Raw genomic sequence first — 21,383 nt, 5'->3', positions numbered from 1 at the left:
ATGAACGGCACCGGCGGCTGGGCCAGCGCGCAAAGCCTGTGGCTGATCGGCCTCGAATGGCGCCAGCACCCCGGTCGGCTGCTGGTGGCGCTGCTGGCGATCGCACTCGGCGTGGCGCTGGCGCTGGCGGTGCACCTGATCAACGCCTCGGCGCTGGCCGAGTTCGGCAGCGCGGTGCGCTCGGTCAACGGCCAGCCGGACTTCGAGCTGCGCCCGGCCAGCGGCGCGGGCCTGCCGGAGGCGCTCTACGAAACCGTGGCCGCGCTGCCGCAGGTGGCGCTGGCCAGCCCGGTGATCGAGATCGACAGCATCGCGATCGACCCGCAAGGCGCCAAGCGATCGCTGCGCGTGCTCGGCCTCGACGCCCTGGTGGCCGCGACACTCGCGCCCGCGCTGCGGCCGCGCGCCGACCCCGGCACCGACCGGCTGGCGATGCTCGATCCGGACCAGGTGTTCCTGAACCCGGCGGCGCTGGCGCTGGTCGACCCCATCAACCGGGGTTCCGGCAGCCTGCGGCAACTGCGCGTGCAAGGCGGCGCCCGGCTGCTGACGCTGACCGTGGCCGGCTCGGTCAGCGCCGACGGCCCGCCGCTGGCGGTGATCGACATCGCCGGCGCGCAGTCGCATTTCGACCGGCTCGGCCGACTCAGCCGCATCGACCTGCGGCTGGCCGCCGGCGCCGATCGCGACGGCCTGCAGCGCGCGCTCGATGCCGCCGGCGTGACGGGCGTGCGGTTGGCCGCGCCGGGCGAGTCGACGCTGCGCATCTCGAACCTGTCGCGCGCCTACCGCGTCAACCTGACCGTGCTGGCGCTGGTGGCGCTGTTCACCGGTGCCTTCCTGGTGTTTTCGGTGCAGGCGCTGGCGGTCGCCAAGCGGGTGCCGCAGCTCGCGCTGCTGGGCGTGCTGGGCATGGACGCGCGTGCCCGGCTGCGCCTGGTGCTGCTCGAATCGGCGGCGATCGGCCTGATCGGCGCGCTGATCGGCGTGGCGCTGGGCACCGGCCTGGCGCTGCTGGCGCTCGAGGTGCTGGGCGGCGATCTGGGCAGCGGCCTGTTCGGCGGCAGCGCGCCGCCTCTGCAGTGGTCAGCCTCGGCGGCGGCGATCTACGCGGCGCTGGGCATGGCCGCGGCGCTGGCCGGCGGCTGGTTGCCGGCGCGCCAGGCCCAGCGGCTGGCGCCGGCGCAGAGCCTCAAGGGCCTGGGCGGTGACGACGTCGGCGCGCCGCGCCCCTGGCTCGGCCCGCTGCTGCTGCTGGCCGCACCGCTGCTGGCGCTGCTGCCGCCGGTCGGCGACCTGCCGCTGGCGGCCTATGCCTCGGTGGCCTGCCTGCTGCTGGGTGGCATCGTCTGCGTGCCGGCGCTGGTGGGGGCGGTGCTGGCGCGGCTGGCGCCGCCGCTGCAGCCGATCTGGCTGCTGGCGGTCGAGCGCGCCCGCGACCAGCGCCAGGTCGCCACCATCGCGGTGGCCGGCGTGGTGGCGAGCCTGGCGCTCAGCGTGGCGCTGACGGTGATGGTGGCGAGCTTTCGCGACTCGGTCAGCCAGTGGCTCGAACAGGTGCTGCCGGCCGACCTCTACGTGCGCACCGCCAGCAGCAGCGCGCAGGCCGACAGCGTCTACCTCGAACCGGCGCTGCTGCAGGCCGCCGCGGCCCTGCCCGGCGTGGCCCGGCTGCAGACGCAGCGCCTGGTGCCGCTCGACCTCGATCCGCAGCGCGCGCCGGTCACGCTGATCGCCCGCGAGATCGCCGATCCGGCAACCGGCCTGCCGCTGGTGGGCGCGCTGGTCGACGCACCGGCCAGCGACCGCGACCTGCCGGTGGTCTACGCCAGCGAAGGCTACATGGCGCTCTACGGCGCCCGGCCCGGCCAGCGCATCACGCTGCCGCTGCCCGACGGCCGGCGCGCCGACGTCTGGCTGCGCGGCGTCTGGCGCGACTACGCGCGCCAGCAGGGCGCGATCGCGATCGAGCGCTCGCAGTGGCGCGCGCTCACCGGCGACGAGCGCGTCAACGACCTCGGCCTGTGGCTGCAGCCCGGCGCCGACCCGGCCGCGGTGCAGCAGGCGCTGCGCGGCCTGGCGGGCAACCCGGCGCTGCTGGAGTTCGCCACGCCGGCGGCCATCCGCGCCACCTCGCTGGCAATCTTCGACCGCAGTTTCGCGGTCACCTACTGGCTGCAGGCGGTGGCGATCGGCATCGGCCTGGCCGGCATCGCGGCGAGCTTTTCAGCCCAGGTGCTGGCGCGGCGGCGCGAGTTCGGCGCGCTGATGCATCTGGGGCTGCCGCGCTCGGGCGTGCTGGCGCTGGTGTGTGCCGAAGGCGCGCTCTGGAGCGCCGTCGGCACCGTGCTCGGCCTGCTGCTGGGCGTGGGCGTGAGCGTGGTGCTGGTGCACGTCGTCAACCCGCAGAGCTTTCACTGGACGATGGACCTGTCGCTGCCGCTGCCGCGCCTGGCCGCGCTGGCCGCCGCGGTGCTGGCCGCGGGCGTCGCCACCGCCTGGCTGTCGGGCCGCGCCGCCGCCGGGCGCGAGATGGTGCTGGCGGTCAAGGAGGACTGGTGAGCGCTCAGGCCGCCGGCGGCGTGCCGGCCTGGGCGGCGACGCTGACGCGCCGGGCCACCCAGTAGGTCGCGCCTTCGGGGCCGTAGCGTTCGGCGTGCGGCACCTCGAAGTCCAGTTCGAACGGATCGCCGGCACGCAGGTGGCGGGTGATGCCCCCGACGCTGAGCCACAGTTCGCCGCTCACCACCAGCGCCTGGAGCGAAAACGGATGCACGTGGGTGTCGAGCACGGTGAGCGGCTCCCAGTGCCGTTCGAGCACGTCGTCGAAGCCTCGAGCCAATGCGGTCGCCCTGAACTCGTCGAAGGTCAGCTTGCTCAAGACAGTCTCCAGGAATCGGGTTGCCGATGCTGCCCGGATGCCTAAACCATGACGGCGTCGCAGTTAACGCGACCCACCGTTCGGCCAGGCGCCGACTGACCGGCACCATGCCGGTGAAAGCCGCACGCGCCCCATGTCCAAGCCGATCCTGACCAATCGCGGAGAGTTCATCGACGCCCTGGCGGCCCTGTCGCGGGGCAACGTGATCGTGCGGCTGGACGACGGATCCGACGCCTGCGTGCTCGACGGCGTGCGGCTGATGTGGTCGTTTCCGTCGCTGATCTCGTACGGCCTGATCGCCGAGTTCAACAATGTCGAGGGCTTCAGCGGCGCGCGCTACTACCGCCTGACCGCCGCCGGCCACCAGTTTGCCCACCGGGCGCTGGCGGCCTGGCGCGCCCGGCCGCTGCTCGAACGGCTGGCGATCCGGCTGTTCGGCTGAACGCCCGCACGCTGCGCGGAGAATCCGCCGGTCGCAGCAATCATCCGGAGGCCAGGACTTGGCACCACCCCGCAGTCACGGCCCGACACGAACACCGCCCACGCCGCCCGGCGATGCGTGGCCCGGCGCCGGCCTGTCGCGCCGCGGCCTGCTCGGCGCGCTGCCGGCGCTGGCCTGGAGCGGCGCGGCCGGTGCCGCCGCGCCGACCGCATCCACGCCGTTCGAACCGCGCGGCGTCGCACCACGGCCGCTGGTCTTCCCGGCCGACTTCGGCGCCCACCCCGACACCCGCATCGAGTGGTGGTACGTGACCGGCTGGCTCGGCACGGCCGAGGCGCCGCGCTACGGTTTCCAGCTGACGTTCTTCCGCTCGCGCACCGAGGTCGATGCGCGCCACCCGAGCGCCTTCGCCGCCACGCAGCTGCTGTTCGCCCATGCCGCACTGAGCGACGTCGGCCAGCGCCGCCAGCACCACGACCAGCGCATGGCGCGCGCCGGTTTCGGCCTGGCGCAGGCGGCAGTGGGCGACACCGACGTGCGCCTGCGCGACTGGCCGCTGCAGCGCCGGGCCGGGGCGGCGGGCACATCGAGCATCTACCGCGCCGAACTGCTCGCCGGCAGCCACGCCGGCCCGGCCTGGCAGCTCGCCCTGCAGCTCGCCACCACCCAGCCGCTGCTGCTGCAGGGCGACGCCGGCTACTCGCGCAAGGGCCCGCAGCCAGGCCAGGCCAGCCACTACTACAGCCAGCCTCAGCTCGACGTGGCGGCACGCCTGCAGATCGACGGCCGCAGCCTCGATCTGGCGGGCCGCGCCTGGCTCGATCACGAATGGAGCAACTCGGTGCTCGACCCGAGCGCCGTGGGCTGGGACTGGATCGGCATCAACCTGTTCGACGGCGGCGCGCTGACCGCCTTCCGGCTGCGCCGCGCCGACGGCAGCACGCTGTGGGCCGGCGGCTCGCTGCGCGGCCCTACCGGCTCGACCGGCGCCACGGGCAGCACCGCCGAGACGCGCAGCTTCAAGCCCGACGAGGTGCGATTCACGCCGCTGCAGCGCTGGTCCAGCCCGGCCACCGCCGCGACCTACCCGGTGCTGTGGCAGGTCGACACGCCGGCCGGCCGGCATCGGGTGCGCGCCCTGTTCGAGGCCCAGGAGCTCGACAGCCGCGCCTCCACCGGCACGGTCTACTGGGAAGGCCTGAGCGAGCTGCTCGACGCGCAGGGCCGGCGCATCGGCCTGGGTTACCTCGAGATGACGGGTTATGCGGGTCGGCTGGCGATGCCGTGAGGCGGCACCCCGGTCTTTGCCGGGACAATGTCGCCGGCGCTCGCCGAGCGTTCGTCTCATGTTTCATCCCCGCATTGCAGAAGGTGGCCGCATGGCAGCGCAGATCCGCATCATTTCGTCGATGGCGACCCGGCAGCTTCTTGCCGACCTCATCGCCCAGTATCAGCAAGGCACGCCGCAGCCGATCACCTGCGAGTCGGTGGGCGGTGTCGACGCCGCCAGGCGGGTGCAGGCCGGCGAGGCCTTCGATGTCGTGATCCTGGCGGCCAACGCGATCGAGCAGCTGATCGCGGCCGGCAAGATCGTGGCGGGCAGCCGGGTCGATCTGGTCAAGTCGGGCGTGTCGATCGCCGTCAAGGCCGGTGCGGCGCGGCCGGACATCGGCTGCGAGGAAGCCGTCAAGCAGGCCGTGCTGGCCGCGCGCACCGTCAGCTATTCGACCGGGCCGAGCGGCGTGCACCTGGTCAAGCTGTTCGAGCGCTGGGGCATCGCCGAGCAGATCAAGGACCGCATCGTGCAGGCCCCGCCGGGCGTGCCGGTGGGCTCGCTGGTGGCCAGCGGCGAGGTCGAGCTGGGCTTCCAGCAGCTGAGCGAGCTGATCCACCTGCCGGGCATCGAGGTGCTGGGCCCGCTGCCCGACGCGATCCAGATCATCACGACGTTCTCGGCCGGGCTGTGTGCCAGCTCGAACCAGGCCGAGGCGGTGCGGGCAATGCTCGATTTCATGGTGTCACCGGCTGCGACGGCAGCCAAGCTGGCCAACGGCATGGCGCCGGCCTGACCCGCCGCACGCGCTGCGCGGCAAGTCCCGACCTGGGGGGCGTTGACGGCGGATGCGGTGTCTACAATCGTTTTCACCCTTCAGCGCCCTGCACCACCGCGTGCCTCAGCCAGTCCACGGTACATGCACCTCCAGCGCCCCGCGAACGTCGTGATCCCTGCCGCGCCCGGCGCCCGAGCGTTGCGCCTGCTGGCTGCCACGCTGACCGGTCTGCTGTTGACGACCGCGCCGGCTGCGCAGCCCACGGCGGCATCGCCGTCGCCGATTGCCGGCTCGTCGATCACGGCCACGCCGCTCGACACGTGGCAGCACGCCTATACCGCCTTCGGCACGCCCAGGTACGCCGAAGGTTTTGCGAACTTCGCCTACGTCAACCCGACCGCGCCGCGCCGCGGCACGCTGTTCCTGCGCAACCCCGACCGGCGCAGCAGCTTCGACAAGTTCAACCCGTTCACGATCAAGGGCAGCGCACCGGCGGGTGTCGGGCTGTTCATGTTCGAGAGCCTGGCCACCCGCTCGATGGACGAGCCGCAGTCGATGTACGGCCTGCTGGCGCAGCAGATGTCGGTGGCGCCCGACCTGTCGGCCATCACCTTCCGCATCCACCCGCAGGCGCGTTTCTCGAACGGCGACGCCGTCACCGCCGACGACGTGGTGCACAGCTTCCGGCAGCTCACCAGCCCGCAGGCCGCGCCGGGCGTGCGCACGGCGATGTCCGACATCGCCGACGTGGTCGCGCTCGACGCCACCACCGTGCGCTTCGACCTGCGCGAACGCAAGATGGACGCGCTGTTCACCGCCGGCGGCATGGCGGTGTTCTCTCGCAAATGGGGCGCCGGCAAGCAGTTCGACGCCATCATCGACGAGTACCCGATCGCCAGCGGCCCGTATCTGATCGACAAGGTCGAGCGGCCGCGGCGCATCGAGTTCCGCTTCAACCCCCGGTACTGGGCGCGTGAGCTCGGCGTGCGGCGCGGCCACTTCAACTTCGAACGCGTGGTCTACCGCATGTACCAGGACCCGGCGGTGGCGGCCGAGGCCTTCAAGGCCGGCGAGTTCGACCTGATGAAGGAGTACAGCGCGCGGGCCTGGGTGCGACAGCACCAGGGCGTGAAATGGCGCGACGGCCGCATCGTCAAGAACGCCTTCCCGACCGCCTACGGCCAGGGCCTGCAGGCCACCGACTTCAACCTGCGCCGGCCGATCTTCCAGGACGTGCGGGTGCGCGAGGCCATCGTGCACGCCTGGGACTTCGAGCGCCTGAACCGCTATGGCCAGTACGCGCGCTCGAACAGCGTGTTCAACAACTCCGAGTTCGCGGCGCAGGGCTCGCCGTCGCCCGCCGAGCTGGCGCTGCTGGAACCGTTCCGCGCCGAACTGCCGCCGCGGGTGTTCGGCCCGGCCTTTGTCGCGCCGATCAACGGTGACTCGCAACGGCTGCGCGCCAACCTGCTGCGCGCGCGCGATCTGCTCGCCCAGGCCGGCTGGAAGATCGCCGACGACGGCCGGCTGCGCAATGCCCGCGGCGAGCCCTTCGAGATCGAATACCTCGAACCCAGCCAGCCCGGGCGCAACACCGACTTCCAGAAGAACCTCGAGAAGCTCGGCATCACGCTGAAGGAGCGGCTGGTCGACTTCGCGCTCTACCGGCGCCGGCTCGAGAACTACGACTTCGATCTGGTCACGATCGTCGAAGGCGACTTCACGCTGCCGGGCGCGTCCGACCTCAAGGCGATCTACGGCAGCGCCTCGGCCGACGAGAAGGGCAACAACAACTTCCGCGGCGTCAAGAGCCCGGCGGTCGACGCGCTGATCCAGGCCATCTCCGACGCCAAGACCCTCGAGCAGCTGCGCACCGCCTGCCGCGCGCTCGACCGCGTCGTGATGTGGAACTTCTGGCAGATCCCCGAGCTGTACCTCAACAAGGAGCGCGTCTCGTACTGGAACCGCTTCGGCCTGCCGGCCGTGCAGCCGGGCTATTTCTCGATCGACTCCGATGCACCGTGGCCGTTGTGGACGTGGTGGATCAAGGACCCGGTCACACCATGATCGACGCGCTGCTGCCCGCGCTGCGCAACGCGTTCCCCGACGCGCTGGCCTTCTACGCTTTCGGCAGCCGCGTGCAAGGAACGGCGCGGGCCGACAGCGATCTGGACCTGGCCGTGCTGGTGCCCGGTTATGCCGACCCGCTGGCGCTGTGGTCGCTGGCCGCCGACCTGTCGGCGCAAGCCGGCTGCGATGTCGATCTGCTGGACCTTCGTGCGGCCAGCACGGTGATGCAGTACCAGGTGCTGACCACCGGCGAAAGGCTCTGGGCCCAGGAGCCCGACGCCGGCCTGTTCGAGTGCTACGTGATGAGCGAGAAGCTCGAACTCGATCAGGCGCGTGCCGGGCTGCTGGCCGACATCACCCGCGAGGGCCGCGTGCATGGCTGACGACGTGCTGCTCAACAAGGCCGCCACGATCGAACGCTGCGTGGCGCGGGTGCGCGAGGAGTACGCCGCTGCCGGCGCGCACTTCGCTACCGACTTCACACGACAGGACGCCGCCGTGCTGAACATCCAGCGCGCCTGCGAGGCTGCGCTCGACATGGGCCAGCATCTGATCCGGCGCGACCGGCTGGGGCTGCCGCAGAGCGCGCGCGACGTGTTCGAGTTGCTTGCACGGGCCGGACGCATCGACACCACACTGGCCTCTGCGTTGCAGAAGATGGTGGGCTTTCGCAACATCGCGGTGCACGACTACCAGCGCCTGCTGCTGCCGATCACGGTGAGCGTGATCACATCGCACCTCGACGAGTTCCTGCAGTACAGCGCCGCGCTGCTGAAGCACGACGCCGGCCAGCCCTGAACCCATCGCCATCGCCGAACCCACATGCTCGCCTACATCCTCAAGCGCATCCTGCTGATGATCCCCACGCTGCTGGGTGCGCTGACGATCACCTTCGTGGTGATCCAGTTCGTGCCCGGCGGGCCGGTCGAGCAGCTGATGGCCGAAGCGCGGCAGACGCAAAAGGGCGGCGAAGGCGGCGGCTACAAGGCCAGCCGCGATGTCGACAAGCAGCAGATCGAGGAGCTGAAGAAGCTCTACGGCTTCGACCAGCCCGCGCATGTGCGCTATGTCGAGATGCTCGGCCGCTTCGCGCGTTTCGACCTCGGCCGCAGCTTCATGTTCAACAAGGACGTCGGCACGCTGATCCTCGAGAAGCTGCCGGTGTCGATCAGCCTGGGGCTGTGGAGCTTCCTGATCTCGTACCTGGTGTCGATCCCGCTGGGCGTGGCCAAGGCGGTGCATGACGGCTCACGGTTCGACGTCGCCACCACGCTGCTGGTGCTGGTCGGCTACGCGATCCCGGGCTTCGTGCTGGGCGTGCTGCTGATCGTGCTGACCGCCGGCGGCACCTACCTCGACTGGTTTCCGCTGCGCGGGCTGACGTCCGACAACTGGGCCGATCTCACCTGGCCGGCGCGCATCGCCGACTACTTCTGGCACCTGGCGCTGCCGCTGACCTGCATGGTGATCGGCAGCTTCGCGGTGATGACGATGCTGACCAAGAACACCTTCGTGGAAGAGATGCGCAAGCAGTACGTCAAGGTGGCACGTGCCAAGGGCCTGTCGGCCAACCGCGTGCTCTACAAGCACATCTTCCGCAACGCGCTGATCCCGCTGATCACGGGCTTTCCGGCGGCGTTCGTCGGTGCCTTCTTCGCCGGCTCGGTGCTGATCGAGAACCTGTTTTCGCTCGACGGCCTGGGCCAGCTCGGCTACGAGGCGGTGATCCGGCGCGACTACCCCGTCGTGCTGGGCTCGCTCTACCTCTTCACGCTGATCGGGCTGGTGGTCAAGCTGGTGTCGGACCTGCTGTACGTGGTGGTCGACCCGCGCGTGCAGTTCGCGAAGGCGGCCAAATGACAGCCAAACGAGCGCTGAACGACGCGGGCGGGCCGAGCGCCGGGCCGCCCCAAGCCGGCCTGCACCCCCGCGGGGGGTCGTCCGCCGTACCCGGCGGCGGGGGCCCTAACCAGCGCGCCTGGGCGCGCTTCAGGCGCAACCGCATCGGGCTGGTGTCGCTGTGGCTGTTCATCGTGATGCTGGTGTTTTCGACCGCCGCCGAGCTGGTCAGCAACGACCGGCCGCTGCTCGTGAGCTTCAAGGGCGAGCTGAGTGCGCCGATGCTGCACAACCCGCCCGAGACCGCCTACGGCGGCGATTTCGCCACGCCGACCGACTGGAAGGACAGCTTCATCGTCGAGCGTTTCAAGCAGCCCGACGCCTGGGCGCTGTTCACGCTGAACCCGCATTCGGCCACCTCGATCAACTACTTCGACCCGCTGCCCAGCCCGATGCCGCCGAGCGAGCGCAACTGGCTGGGCACCGACAGCGAGGGCCGCGACATGGTGGCGCGGCTGCTCTACGGCTTTCGCATCAGCATCTGGTTCGCGCTGGCGCTGACCGTGGTCGGCACGCTGCTCGGCGTGGCGGCCGGCGCGCTGCAAGGCTATTTCGGCGGCCGGGTCGATCTGGTCACGCAGCGGCTGATGGAGATCTGGGGCGCGGTGCCCGAGCTCTACCTGCTGATCATCTTCGCGTCGATCTTCGAGCCCTCGCTGCTGTTGCTGCTGATCCTGCTGAGCCTGTGGGGCTGGATGGGCCTCTCCGACTACGTGCGCGCCGAGTTCCTGCGCAACCGCAACCTCGAGTTCGTCAAGGCGGCGCGTGCGCTGGGCCTGTCCAACCGCCAGATCATCTGGCGCCACGTGCTGCCCAACTCGCTGACGCCCGTGATCACCTTCCTGCCGTTTCGCATGAGCGCGGCGATCCTGGCGCTGACCTCGCTCGATTTCCTGGGCCTCGGCGTGCCGAGCTCGATGCCGTCGCTGGGCCAGCTGCTGCAGCAGGGCAAGGCCAACCTCGACGCCTGGTGGATCATCGTGCCGACCTTTCTCCTGCTGGTGCTGACGATGCTGCTGCTCACCTTCATCGGCGACGCGCTGCGCGACGCCTTCGACACCCGCAAGTCATGACGCCCGTCATCGGAATGCCGCTGCTGCAGGTCGAGCACCTCCACGTCGCGTTCGGCGACAGCCGGGTGGTCGACGACGTCTCGTTCGAGATCGGCGTGGGTGAGAAGTTCGCGCTGGTCGGCGAGTCGGGTTCGGGCAAGTCGATCAGCGCGATGTCGATCCTGCGGCTGGTCGAAGGTGCGGCCAGCAGCGGCGCGATCCGCTTCGACGGCGCCGACCTGATGGCGCACAGCGAGCGCCAGATGCGCGGCATCCGCGGCAAGGACATCGCGATGATCTTCCAGGAGCCGATGACGGCCCTGAACCCGCTCTACACGGTGGGCAACCAGATCGGCGAGGTGCTCGAACTGCACGAGGGCCTGAGCGCACGCGAGGCCCGCGCGCGCGCCATCGAGCTGCTGGCGCGCACCGGCATCCCCGAGCCCGAACGCCGCATCGACAGCTACCCGCACCAGCTCTCGGGCGGCCAACGCCAGCGCGTGATGATCGCGATGGCGCTGGCCTGCAAGCCGCGCCTGCTGATCGCCGACGAGCCGACCACCGCGCTCGACGTCACCATCCAGGCGCAGATCCTGGCCCTGCTCGACGAGCTGCAGCGCGAGATGGGCATGGCGCTGCTGTTCATCACGCACGACCTCAATCTGGTCGGCCGCTACAGCGACCGGGTGGCGGTGATGGAGCGCGGGCGCATCGTCGAGGCCGGCGCCACCGCGCGGGTGTTCGCGCGGCCACGCCACCCGTACACGCAGAAGCTGCTGGCGAGCCGGCCGGTGCCGCTGCCGCCGGACCGCGAGCTGCGCAGCACGCCGCTGCTGCAGGCGCAGTCGCTCAAGGTCGAGTTCGTGCAGAACGAGGGCTGGTTCAGGAAGCGCCATTTCGTCGCGGTGAAGGACGCCTCGCTGCTGCTGCCACGCGGCCAGACGCTCGGCGTGGTCGGCGAATCGGGCTCGGGCAAGACCACGCTCGGCATGGCGCTGCTGTCGCTGCAGGCGCTCGCCGGGGGCGAGGTGACGCTGCACAACCTGGTGGGCAGCAACACCAATCAGCGTGCCAACCAGCGTGTCGACCTGGCCGAAGGTGCCGACCTGCGCGCGCTGCGGCGGCGCATGCAGGTGGTGTTCCAGGATCCGTTCGCGGCGCTGTCGCCGCGTCTGACGATCGGCCAGATCGTCGGCGAGGGCCTGGCGCTGCACATGCCCGAACTGAGCGCCGTGCAGCGCGAGGCGCGCATCCGCGCCATGCTGGGCGAGGTCGGACTGGAGTCGGCCGATGCCCACAACCGCGGTGCCGGCGACATGCTGCAGCGCTACCCGCACGAGTTCTCGGGTGGCCAGCGCCAGCGCATCGCGATCGCGCGGGCGGTGATCCTGCGCCCCGAACTGCTGGTGCTCGACGAGCCGACCTCGGCGCTCGACGCCTCGGTGCAGCAGCAGGTGCTGGCGCTGCTGCTGCGGCTGCAGCGCGAGCTCGGCATGAGCTACCTGTTCATCAGCCACGACCTGGCGGTGATCCGCGCGATGGCGCATCAGGTGCTGGTGATGAAGGACGGCGAGATCGTCGAGCGCGGCGCCACCGCGCAGGTGTTCGCAGCGCCCAGGCATCCGTACACGCGCAGCCTGCTCGAAGCGGCGCTGATGCACTGAGGCATCCGGGCCGGTCGAAACTATTTTTTGCCGGCCCTGCATCCAAACGCGTCCCTCGTGCGTAGAGCACAGCAGCAGCCCATCGCGCTGCGCTCAAGACTCCACCCCGACGAGGATCGCCATGACCCAGCCTTCGAACTTCCGCCCCCTTTCCATCCTGATCGCCACGGCCGCCGCCGCCACGCTGAGCGCCTGCGGCTCGATGAACCCGATGCCGTCGATGAAACCGATGGCATCGACCTTCTCGCAGGACAGCCTGCCCGACACCATCAAGGTGCCCGCCGGCCACAAGGTCGCGATGGAGACGGTGGGTGCCGGCGACATCACCTACGAATGCCGCGAGAAGGCCGACGCCGCCGGCCAGACCGCCTGGGTGTTCGTCGGCCCGGATGCCAAGCTGATGGACCGCAGCGGCAAGCAGGTCGGCAGGTACTTCGGTCCGCCGGCCACCTGGGAGTCGATGGACGGCTCCAAGGTCACCGCCACCCAGCTGGCCGTGGCGCCGGCCGGTGCGGGCAATCTGCCGCTGCAGCTGGTGAAGGCCAACCCGGCGATGGGCATGGGCGCGATGAACGGCGTGACCCACATCCAGCGTGTCGCGCTCAAGGGCGGCGTGGCACCGGCCAGTGCGTGCACGATGGCCAACAAGGGCGAGAAGCAGACCGTGCGCTATCAGGCCGACTACATCTTCTGGACCGCGATGTGACGACCGGCGCTCGCCTGATCATGGGCTCGACCTATGATCAGGTTCATGCTCATGCATGCCGATCGCACCGAATTCGACTATGAAGCCGCCCTCGCGGCTTGCGCCGCGGGCGATCGCAAGGCGTTGAGCGCCCTCTACGACCAGGAAGGGGCGCGCATGCTGGGGGTCGCGCTGCGCGTGGTGCGACGGCGCGAACTGGCCGAGGACATCGTGCACGACGCCTGCGTCGCCATCTGGCAGCGGGCCGCGAGCTTCGACCCGGCACGCGGCAGTGGCCGGGGCTGGATCTACACCGTGGTCAGGAACCTGGCGCTCGACGCCGTGCGCGCCAGCTCGCGCGATGTCGACCTCGACGACACGGCGGTCGAGTCGCGTGAAGCCGAACTGGCGCTCGACGCCCACCGCGACATCGCCGAAGCCTTCGAGCTCAACGCCAGCCTGGGCCGCCTGCGCACCTGCCTGGCCGCGCTCGATGCGCCGCGCCGCAACTGCGTGCTGCACGCCTACGTCGACGGCTGCTCGCACGGCGAGATCGCCGAGCGCCTGGGCGCGCCGCTGGGCACCGTCAAGGCCTGGATCCGGCGCAGCCTGCTGGCGCTGCGGGAGTGCATGGCATGAAGTCGCTCGACCGCCTGTCCGAAGACCTCGACCTGCTCGCCGGCGAGTACGTGCTCGGCACCCTGGCGCTGCGGCAGCGGCGTGCGCTCGAAGCCCGGCTCGCACACGAACCGGCCCTGCGCGAGGCCGTGGAGCAATGGCAGGCGCGGCTGCTGCCCGCCACCCACCTGGCCGAGCCGGTGGCACCGCCCGCGGCGCTATGGCAGCGCATCGAGGCCACGCTGGATGCGCAATCGGGCGCTCGGCCGCAGGCCCGGCCGGCAGGGGCCAAGGCCGCGCACGGCCGTCTGGCCGCACGCTGGTGGAACAGCATCCAGGCCTGGCGCTGGCTCACCGGATCCGGCTACGCGCTGGCCACCGCACTGGCGCTGGTGCTGATGATGAAGACCAGCGCGCCGCCGGCTGCGCCGCAGTTCCTGGTGGTGCTGGTGGCGCCGCAAGACAAGTCGCCCGGCTGGGTGGTGCAGGCCAGCACGAACCGCCAGATCCGCCTGATCCCGCTGGCCGTCGCGGCCGTGCCGGCCGACAAGGCGCTCGAGTTCTGGACCAAGGCCGACGGCTGGAGCGGCCCGGTTTCGCTGGGGCTGGTGCGCCCGGGCGAGCCGCTGCAGATCCGGCTCGACAAGCTGCCGCCGCTGCAGGCCAACCAGCTGTTCGAGCTCACTCTCGAGCCGCCCACCGGATCGCCGACCGGCAAGCCGACCGGGCCGATCCAGTTCATCGGGCGCGCGGTCGAGGTGCTGTGAGCGACGGCCTGGCCGCTCAGCGATAGGCCTGATAGACCGACGAGCCGCCGTCCCTGGCGATCAGCAGCACGTCGTAGGGATCCTTGCGGCCACCGTATTCGGGCCCGTCCATGCCGGGTGAGCCGACCGGCATCGCCGGCACGGCCAGGCCGACGGCCTTCGGGCGCTCCTTGAGCAGCCGCCGGATCTCGCGCACCGGCACGTGGCCTTCGAGCACATAGCCGTCGACCCGCGCGGTGTGGCACGAGCCGTACCGGATCGGCATGCCCAGCCGCACGCGGGCGTCGGTGTTGCCCTCGTCGTGGACCTTGACCTTGAAGCCGTTGCTTTCGAGGTGGGCCACCCAGTCCTTGCAGCAGCCGCAGCTCGGGCTCTTCCAGACTTCGACCACACCCGTGCCGGGCTGGGCCGAGGTGGCCGCCCAGGCCGGCAAGGCCATCACCGCGGCGGCCATCAGCAGGCTGCGGCGGGACAAGGGCGAGGCCGACTCGCGGGTCGTCTCGATCCGATTTGAATGAAGCGTCATTGCGTGATCCCCTTTCGTTCAGTCACCACGATCTTGCCCACCATGCCGGCCTGGTAATGGCCGGGGATCAGGCAGGCAAAGTCGAACTCGCCGGCACGATTGAAGTGCCAGACGATCTCGCCGCGTTTGCCGGCGCCGACGTGCACCATGTAGGGCTCGTCGTGCTCCATGTCCGGAAACTTCAGCATCAGCGCGGCGTGGGCTTCGAGCTCCTGTTTCGTGCCGAGCACGAACTCGTGCAGGATCTTGCCGCCGTTGCGGTGCACCAGGCGGATGGTTTCGCCCTCGCGCACCTCGATGCGATCGGGCGTGAAACGCATCTTGTCGCTCATGCGGATCTCGACGGTGCGCACCACGGCTTTGGGGTCGCCGGCGATGCCCCAGTCCTTCTGTTCCATGCGCACCGGCTCGGCCTTCTGCGCATGGGTCTTCTCGCCGTGGGCCTGCACCGTGCCGGCAGCCAGCAGGCCGACCAGCCAGGCGGCGGCGATCGAACGACGTTTGCGTGTCATGTGATTCCTTTTCAGTTCGTGCATCGAATCAGTGGCCGGAATGGCCGGAGGGCTTGCGTGCTCTCACTTCGATTTCCTTCGCGGGCTTGTGCGCGAGCGGCATCGATTGCCCACCCTCGGCAGCAAAGCGCGCCGGGTCGGGCAACGAGCCGGTCCACTCGAATGCCACCGTGCCGGCCGGCGGCTTGTACCAGCCGGGATTGCCGTAGTCGCCGGGCTTCTGGTCGCGCCGCACCTTGAGCACGCTGAACATGCCGCCCATCTCGACCGAGCCGTAAGGCCCCTCGCCGGTCATCATCGGGACGGTGTTGTCGGGCAGCGGCATCTCCATCTCGGCCATGTCGGCCATGCCGCGTTCGCCCATCACCATGTAGTCGGGGATCAGGTCGGTGATCTTCTTGGCCAGCCCGCTGTGGTCGACACCGATCAGCGTGGGTACGTCGTGGCCCATCGCGTTCATGGTGTGGTGGCTCTTGTGGCAATGGAAGGCCCAGTCGCCCTCTTCGTCGGCGACGAACTCGATCTGGCGCATCTGGCCGACGCCGATGTCGGTCGTCACCTCGTGCCAGCGCGTGCTTTTCGGCGTCGGCCCGCCATCGGTGCCGGTCACCTGGAACTCGTGGCCGTGCAGGTGGATCGGGTGATTCGTCATCGTCAGGTTGCCGACGCGGATGCGCACCTTGTCGTTCAGGCGCACGTTGAGCGAGTCGATGCCGGGGAAGATGCGGCTGTTCCAGCTCCACAGGTTGAACTCGGTCATCGTCATGATCTTGGGCGTGGCCGCGCCGGGCTCGATGTCGTAGGCATTGAGCAGGAAGCAGAAGTCGCGATTGACCTCGTCGATCAGCGGGTGTTTCTCCTTCGGGTGCGTGACCCAGAAACCCATCATGCCCATCGCCATCTGCGTCATCTCGTCGGCATGCGGGTGGTACATGAAGGTGCCCGGCCGGCGCGCCACGAACTCGTAGACAAACGTCTTGCCCGGCTGGATGCTCGGCTGCGTCAGGCCGGAAACGCCGTCCATGCCGTTGGGCAGGCGCTGGCCGTGCCAGTGCACGCTGGTGTGCTCGGGCAGCTTGTTGGTGACGAACAGGCGCACGCGGTCGCCTTCGACCACCTCGATCGTCGGGCCAGGGCTCTGGCCGTTGTAGCCCCACAGGTGCGCGCGCATCCCGGGCGCCATCTCGCGCACCACGGGCTCGGCGACGAGGTGGAACTCCTTGACGCCGTTGTTCATGCGCCAGGGCAGCGTCCAGCCGTTGAGCGTGACCACCGGGTTGTAGGGCCGCCCGCTCGCGGGCACGAGCGGCGGCATGGTGTCGGGTTTGGTCTGGATGACCGGTTCGGGCAGCGCGGCCATCGCCACACGGCTGACCGCGGCGGCGCTGACGGCAGCCGTCACGGCGCCGGCACGACCGAGAAAATTGCGTCGGGAAACCATTTGGGGAAACTCCTGAATTCAGTGCGCGGGGCTGTCGCCACCGGCGGACGCCGTGGCCGCAGCGGCGGCGGACAAGGCCGGTTTGCCGATCAAGGCCATCTCGAGGTCGGCCTGCGCGATCCAGTAATCGCGCTGCGCCTCGATCGCGGCGTTGACGCTGGCCACCTGCGCGCGGGCGTCGGCCAGCAGTTCGAACACGCCGATGAACATGCCGTTGTAGCGCAGCAGGTTCTGCTCGGAGATGCGCTGCGCGTTGGGCACGATTTCGTCGCGGTAGTGGCGCGCGATGTCCCAGGCCGTGCGGTACGCGCCATAGGCCTGGCGCACCTCGGAGCGCGCCTCGATCGCCACCTGCGCGGCCTCGTGCACGCTGCGCATGTAGATCGCCTCGGCCTTCGCGACCCGCGAGCCGCTCCAGTCGAACAGCGGGATCTCGAAGCTGATCTCGTAGCCGGTCTGGCGCGGCGCTTCGTTCGACGTGTTGCGGGCGTAACCCAGCTCCAGCACGTTGATGAAGCGGCTGACACGGCTCAGGCCGAGGTTCTTCGCGGTGGCCTCGGCCTGCAGCTTGGCGGCCTGCACGTCCAGGCGCTGCGCCATCGCGACCTGTTCGATGTCGGGCCGGTCGACGGGCTCGGGCGGCAGGTCGGGCAGGCGCTCGGGCAGCGAGAACTGCGTCTGCTCGCCCCACAGGCCGAGCAGGCGGATCAGCTGTTCGCGGCTGGCGATGCGGCCCTGCTGGGCGCGCGCCTCGTTGAGCGCCGCCGTCGCGTAGAAACCCTGTTCACGCGCCTGCTGCAGCGCGGTCCAGTTGCCGACCCGGGCCAGCCGGCTCGCCAGTTCGGCACCGGCCTCGGCGCTGGCGCGCACCTGCTGCATGTAGCGCCAGGTCTGGTCGGCGGCGATGGCGTGGTAGTACGCCTTGCGGGTGCTGGCGGCCAGGCCGAGCATCTGCATCGACACGCTGCGCTGCACGGCGGCGTGGCGGCGCGATTCGGCCTGACGCGCCAGCGGCATCAGCAGCAGGTGGCCGAGGTCGATCGACAGCGACCGCTCGATCTCGCGCTCGTCGCCACGGCGCGAGCGGCCGAAGCTGAAGCCGGGGTTGGGCAGCCGGCTGGCCTGCACCCGATCGGCGTCGGCGATGCCCAGCGCCTGGAAGCTCGCCTGCAGACCGCGGTTGTTGAGCAGCGCGATCTGCACCGCCGAATCGGCCGTCAGCGGCGCGCGCAGCAGCTCGGCGACGCGACGCTCGATGGCGTCGAGATCGGCCTCGGAGCGGGCCCATCGCAGGTCCTTGCCGAGCTGTTCGGATGCGGTGGCGGAGACCGCTGAAAAGCCGTCGGCCGAGCCGATGCCGGCGCAGCCGCCGAGCGCCAGGGTCAGCGCGACCAGGCCCAGCAACGGCGGTCGCGATCGGTCGCGGGGCGGGATCGCGGGCATCGGCAGCTTCTCAATGGCCATGGTGATGCCCCCCGCCGGCCGGCATGTCCTGCGGCGTCTTCGTGACCGGGGCCGAAGCGGCGGCCGGCGCACCGGCGTCGCTGGCCTGCGCTTCGCGGGCGTAGGCACGCCAGCCGCCGACGCGGGCGGTGGTGTCGTTGGCCTCGCGCCAGTCGACGGGTGCCGGCTCCTTCGATGCGCGGTAACCGGCCAGTGACGAGCGGTGGCGCAGCGGCGGCACGCCGGCACGCGGGTCGAGCGGATCGGGCCGGGCCGGGGCGCGGACCACGGTGGCGTCAGCGGCGGCAGCAGGAGCGGTGGAGCCGGCGACCGGCTGGGCCGGCGCGGGCGGCGCGGCAAGAAACAGCGTCGCAGCGGTCAGCGCGACCGCGGCAATCGGAATGGCAGGCATGGGAACCTCGCAGATGAACGGTGGCAGTGCCCTGCGTGGCCGCTCGGGCGGCGCAGGGTCGGGGCGTTCGAGGCGATGCGCGGGTCGCGCCGGTCAGGCGACGCGGCGTTGGCGATCGCTCAGGCGAGCGGACGCCTGGGTGGACGCTCGAGCCCGCCGGGGATGGTGCCCGGGCTCGGCGTCGGCGACTCGGCGCGGTAGTGCGCGGGGGCGGGCGAGGCCTCGAAAACCGGCACGGCGCTGGTCAGGGCCAGCGCACCACAGCACGACGCGCAGACGCTGCACTTGCCGTGCTCGGCTTGCTTGGCGTGATCGGCATGGGAGGCCGGATCGTGATCGCCCGCCTGGGCCGCGTGCGAATGGGCTTGCGCGAGCGGATCGGCATGCGCGTGCGGATCGGCCGCCGCATGTGGGTCGGCCGCCGCATGTGGTTCGGCTGCCGCGTGCACGGCTTGCACCGCGAACCCATGGGAGCCGGCGTCACCGTGATCGGGCCCGCACATGACCCTGGATTGCGCAGCATGGCCTTGCAGCGGCACGGCCAGTGCCAGCAGCCAGGTCAGGATGATGCGCAGCCACAAACTCATGGCGCGCAGTATATGAAAGCGCCGCACGACCGGCGCGTGGTCCGGGCGCCGAGCCCGTCGGCCGCGATCCCTTTCCGGCGCCGCGGCTGCTTACACTGCCACGCATGTCCAAGTCCAAGCTCTCCGATCGCGCCAGTGCCCAGAGTCCCCGTTCGCTGTCAGGGCTGGGGCCGTTCCTGAAACCGTACCGGCTGCAGATCGGCCTGGCCGGGCTGTTCCTGGTGATGGCCGCGGCCACCACGCTGGTGTTTCCGGTGGCGCTGCGCACGCTGATCGACGAGGGCCTGGTGGCAGCCGATCCGGGCGAGCGGCTGATGGCGCTGCGCGGCCATTTCCTGGCGCTGTTCGCGGTCGGCGCGGCGCTCGGGCTGTTCTCGGCGGCGCGTTTCTACATGGTCAGCTGGCTGGGCGAACGGGTCACCGCCGACCTGCGCAACGCGGTCTACTCGCACGTGGTGCGGCAGAGCCCGGCCTTCTTCGAGACCACCCAGACCGGCGAGGTGCTGTCGCGCCTGACCACCGACACCACGCTGGTGCAGACGGTGGTGGGCTCGAGCCTGAGCATGGGCCTGCGCAACAGCGTGATGGGCATCGGCGCGCTGGGCATGCTGGTCGCCACCAACCCCTACGTGATGACGCAGGTGCTGGGCATGCTGGTGCTGGTGGTGCTGCCGTCGCTGTATTTCGGCCGACGCGTGCGCAAGCTCAGCCGCGCCAGCCAGGACCGCGTGGCCGACTCCAGCGCGATCGCCGCCGAGGTGCTCAACGCCATCCCCGTGGTGCAGAGCTACACGCAGGAAGACCGCGAGGCACGGCGTTTCAACGTCACCACCGAACACGCCTTCGAGACCGCCCGCAAGCGCAGCCGGGTGCGCGCGATGCTGGTGGCCTTCATCATCAGCGCCACCTTCGGCGCGCTGCTGTGGGGGCTGTACCAGGGCACGCAGGCGGTGATCCGCGGCGACATCAGCGCCGGGCACCTGGGCCAGACGGTGGTCTACGTGGTGATCCTGGTCAGCAGCGTGGCGGTGCTGTCCGAGGTCTACGGCGACCTGCTGCGTGCCGCCGGCGCCACCGAGCGACTGATGGAACTGCTCGGCGCACGCTCGCCGGTGGCCGAGCCGGCGCAGCCGCTGGCGCTGCCGGCCACGCGGGGCGGCTCGGCGGTGGCGCTCGACCAGGTGACGTTCCACTACCCGTCGCGGCCCGCGCACGCGGCGCTGCGCGACTTCAGCCTGAGCGTCATGCCGGGCGAAACCGTCGCGCTGGTGGGCGCCAGCGGCGCCGGCAAGAGCACCGTGTTCCAGCTGCTGCTGCGTTATTACGACGCCCAGCACGGCGCCGTCCGCATCGACGGCGTGCGGGTCGACGCGGTGGCGCTGCACGACCTGCGCGCGCGCATCGGCATCGTGCCGCAGGACAGCACGATCTTCTCGGCCAACGCGCTCGAGAACATCCGCTACGGCCGCCCCGACGCGAGCGATGCCGAGGTGATGGCCGCCGCCAAGGCGGCTTACGCGCACGAGTTCATCAGCGCGCTGCCCGAGGGCTACCAGACCTTCCTGGGCGAACGCGGCGTGCGGCTGTCGGGCGGCCAGCGCCAGCGCATCAGCATCGCCCGCGCGATCCTGAAGAACCCGCCGCTGCTGCTGCTCGACGAGGCCACCAGCGCGCTCGACGCCGAGAGCGAGCGCGTGGTGCAGGCCGCCCTCGAGGCCGCGATGGCGCACCGCACCACCCTCGTGATCGCGCACCGCCTGGCCACGGTGCAGCGCGCCGACCGCATCATCGTGCTCGAAGATGGTTGTATCGTCGAAACCGGCACCCACACGCAGCTCGTGGACCAGGGCGGGATCTACGCCCGGCTGGCCGCGATGCAGTTCAACGGACAACCCAGCGAGTCATCATGAGCACGGGCCCACTTGCACAAGGCAGCATCGACAACCGCCGGGAGCCCCGCTACACCGTGAACTGGCCGGCGCGCCTGGATCTGGGCAACGGCCAGCTCGTGGAGGTGAAGGTGCGCGACATCTCCGAAAGCGGCCTGGGCCTGCGCTGCGAGAGGCCGCTGCCCGAACACGCCCGGCTGAAGATCACCGTGGGCGTGCCCGACCTGCACGATCCGACCCGGCTGCAGGCCGTGCCCGGCACCGTCAAGCTGGTGTTCGTGGTGATGAGCGGGCACGAGTGGCGCCTGGGCGCGCAGTGGGCCGAACTCGGCGAACCGGCGCGCCAGCTGCTCAAGCAGTGGATCACCAAGCTGCGCTTCGGCTGACCGGACACGCACGCCGATCGCGGCCCGCCTAGAATCCGCTGCTCCGCGGCGCAGCCGC

Annotated in this window: 22 protein-coding genes; 15 read left to right on the top strand and 7 right to left on the bottom strand. The window is 70.5% G+C overall.

Annotated features, from left to right (window positions below; all coding sequences use genetic code 11):
* On the top strand, positions 1-2,562 hold the full coding sequence (locus tag LCHO_RS06395) for an FtsX-like permease family protein (protein ID WP_012346313.1): 2,562 nt from the start codon (positions 1-3) through the stop codon (positions 2,560-2,562).
* Between the two features lie 4 nt (positions 2,563-2,566).
* On the opposite strand, the gene LCHO_RS06390 is transcribed toward LCHO_RS06395, so the two are convergent.
* Complete coding sequence (locus tag LCHO_RS06390; protein ID WP_012346312.1) at positions 2,567-2,881, bottom strand: cupin domain-containing protein; 315 nt, start codon at positions 2,879-2,881, stop codon at positions 2,567-2,569.
* Between the two features lie 133 nt (positions 2,882-3,014).
* On the opposite strand from LCHO_RS06390, the gene LCHO_RS06385 reads away from it, so the two are divergent.
* The 12 genes from LCHO_RS06385 (at position 3,015) to LCHO_RS06330 (ending at position 14,129) form a co-directional block, all read left to right on the top strand.
* On the top strand, positions 3,015-3,323 hold the full coding sequence (locus LCHO_RS06385) for a hypothetical protein (protein WP_012346311.1): 309 nt from the start codon (positions 3,015-3,017) through the stop codon (positions 3,321-3,323).
* Between the two features lie 58 nt (positions 3,324-3,381).
* Positions 3,382-4,611, top strand: a complete 1,230-nt coding sequence (locus LCHO_RS06380; RefSeq protein ID WP_012346310.1) for a lipocalin-like domain-containing protein — start codon at positions 3,382-3,384, stop codon at positions 4,609-4,611.
* A gap of 91 nt (positions 4,612-4,702) precedes the next feature.
* Positions 4,703-5,392 carry a substrate-binding domain-containing protein gene (locus LCHO_RS06375; RefSeq protein ID WP_012346309.1) on the top strand — a complete coding sequence of 230 codons (690 nt, stop codon included), beginning with the start codon at positions 4,703-4,705 and terminating at the stop codon, positions 5,390-5,392.
* Between the two features lie 123 nt (positions 5,393-5,515).
* Positions 5,516-7,441: an extracellular solute-binding protein gene (locus tag LCHO_RS06370; protein ID WP_012346308.1), complete on the top strand. Its 1,926-nt coding sequence runs from the start codon at positions 5,516-5,518 to the stop codon at positions 7,439-7,441.
* Positions 7,438-7,827, top strand: coding sequence for a type VII toxin-antitoxin system MntA family adenylyltransferase antitoxin (mntA, locus tag LCHO_RS06365; protein WP_012346307.1), 390 nt, complete (start codon positions 7,438-7,440; stop codon positions 7,825-7,827). The genes LCHO_RS06370 and mntA overlap by 4 nt, the downstream gene beginning before the upstream one ends.
* Positions 7,820-8,242: a type VII toxin-antitoxin system HepT family RNase toxin gene (gene hepT, locus LCHO_RS06360; RefSeq protein ID WP_012346306.1), complete on the top strand. Its 423-nt coding sequence runs from the start codon at positions 7,820-7,822 to the stop codon at positions 8,240-8,242. Before mntA ends, hepT begins: the two co-directional genes overlap by 8 nt.
* Before the next feature lie 24 nt (positions 8,243-8,266).
* Positions 8,267-9,304 (top strand): microcin C ABC transporter permease YejB, encoded by a 1,038-nt coding sequence (locus tag LCHO_RS06355; RefSeq protein ID WP_012346305.1) that lies wholly within the window; start codon positions 8,267-8,269, stop codon positions 9,302-9,304.
* Positions 9,301-10,416, top strand: a complete 1,116-nt coding sequence (locus LCHO_RS06350; RefSeq protein ID WP_012346304.1) for an ABC transporter permease — start codon at positions 9,301-9,303, stop codon at positions 10,414-10,416. Before LCHO_RS06355 ends, LCHO_RS06350 begins: the two co-directional genes overlap by 4 nt.
* On the top strand, positions 10,413-12,059 hold the full coding sequence (locus LCHO_RS06345) for an ABC transporter ATP-binding protein (protein ID WP_012346303.1): 1,647 nt from the start codon (positions 10,413-10,415) through the stop codon (positions 12,057-12,059). Before LCHO_RS06350 ends, LCHO_RS06345 begins: the two co-directional genes overlap by 4 nt.
* Before the next feature lie 121 nt (positions 12,060-12,180).
* Positions 12,181-12,765 (top strand): DUF3455 domain-containing protein, encoded by a 585-nt coding sequence (locus LCHO_RS06340; protein ID WP_012346302.1) that lies wholly within the window; start codon positions 12,181-12,183, stop codon positions 12,763-12,765.
* A gap of 51 nt (positions 12,766-12,816) precedes the next feature.
* Positions 12,817-13,383 carry a sigma-70 family RNA polymerase sigma factor gene (locus tag LCHO_RS06335; protein ID WP_012346301.1) on the top strand — a complete coding sequence of 189 codons (567 nt, stop codon included), beginning with the start codon at positions 12,817-12,819 and terminating at the stop codon, positions 13,381-13,383.
* Entirely contained in the window at positions 13,380-14,129 is a 750-nt protein-coding gene (locus LCHO_RS06330) for an anti-sigma factor (RefSeq protein ID WP_012346300.1), read from the top strand. Before LCHO_RS06335 ends, LCHO_RS06330 begins: the two co-directional genes overlap by 4 nt.
* 16 nt (positions 14,130-14,145) lie before the next feature.
* On the opposite strand, the gene LCHO_RS06325 is transcribed toward LCHO_RS06330, so the two are convergent.
* The 6 genes from LCHO_RS06325 to LCHO_RS06300 form a co-directional block, all read right to left on the bottom strand.
* On the bottom strand, positions 14,146-14,655 hold the full coding sequence (locus tag LCHO_RS06325) for a DUF411 domain-containing protein (RefSeq protein WP_012346299.1): 510 nt from the start codon (positions 14,653-14,655) through the stop codon (positions 14,146-14,148).
* Positions 14,652-15,167: a cupredoxin domain-containing protein gene (locus LCHO_RS06320; protein WP_012346298.1), complete on the bottom strand. Its 516-nt coding sequence runs from the start codon at positions 15,165-15,167 to the stop codon at positions 14,652-14,654. Before LCHO_RS06320 ends, LCHO_RS06325 begins: the two co-directional genes overlap by 4 nt.
* Positions 15,168-15,195: 28 nt before the next feature.
* Positions 15,196-16,608, bottom strand: coding sequence for a multicopper oxidase family protein (locus LCHO_RS06315; protein WP_012346297.1), 1,413 nt, complete (start codon positions 16,606-16,608; stop codon positions 15,196-15,198).
* Positions 16,609-16,626: 18 nt separating this feature from the next.
* On the bottom strand, positions 16,627-18,072 hold the full coding sequence (locus LCHO_RS06310) for a TolC family protein (RefSeq protein ID WP_012346296.1): 1,446 nt from the start codon (positions 18,070-18,072) through the stop codon (positions 16,627-16,629).
* On the bottom strand, positions 18,062-18,463 hold the full coding sequence (locus LCHO_RS21990) for a hypothetical protein (RefSeq protein ID WP_012346295.1): 402 nt from the start codon (positions 18,461-18,463) through the stop codon (positions 18,062-18,064). Before LCHO_RS21990 ends, LCHO_RS06310 begins: the two co-directional genes overlap by 11 nt.
* Positions 18,464-18,582: 119 nt before the next feature.
* Positions 18,583-19,050, bottom strand: a complete 468-nt coding sequence (locus LCHO_RS06300; RefSeq protein WP_012346294.1) for a hypothetical protein — start codon at positions 19,048-19,050, stop codon at positions 18,583-18,585.
* A 104-nt stretch (positions 19,051-19,154) separates the two neighbouring features.
* Between LCHO_RS06300 and LCHO_RS06295 the strand changes: the two genes are divergently transcribed.
* Both LCHO_RS06295 and LCHO_RS06290 read left to right on the top strand, forming a co-directional pair.
* Positions 19,155-20,960, top strand: coding sequence for an ABC transporter transmembrane domain-containing protein (locus LCHO_RS06295; RefSeq protein ID WP_012346293.1), 1,806 nt, complete (start codon positions 19,155-19,157; stop codon positions 20,958-20,960).
* Positions 20,957-21,325 carry a PilZ domain-containing protein gene (locus LCHO_RS06290; protein WP_012346292.1) on the top strand — a complete coding sequence of 123 codons (369 nt, stop codon included), beginning with the start codon at positions 20,957-20,959 and terminating at the stop codon, positions 21,323-21,325. The genes LCHO_RS06295 and LCHO_RS06290 overlap by 4 nt, the downstream gene beginning before the upstream one ends.
* The last annotated feature ends 58 nt before the right edge of the window (positions 21,326-21,383 follow it).

Source organism: Leptothrix cholodnii SP-6, from assembly GCF_000019785.1.
In the GTDB taxonomy this organism is placed as follows: domain Bacteria; phylum Pseudomonadota; class Gammaproteobacteria; order Burkholderiales; family Burkholderiaceae_C; genus Sphaerotilus; species Sphaerotilus cholodnii.
The sequence above is the reverse complement of the archived record's forward strand: the minus strand, read 5'-3'. Positions and strand labels throughout refer to the sequence as shown.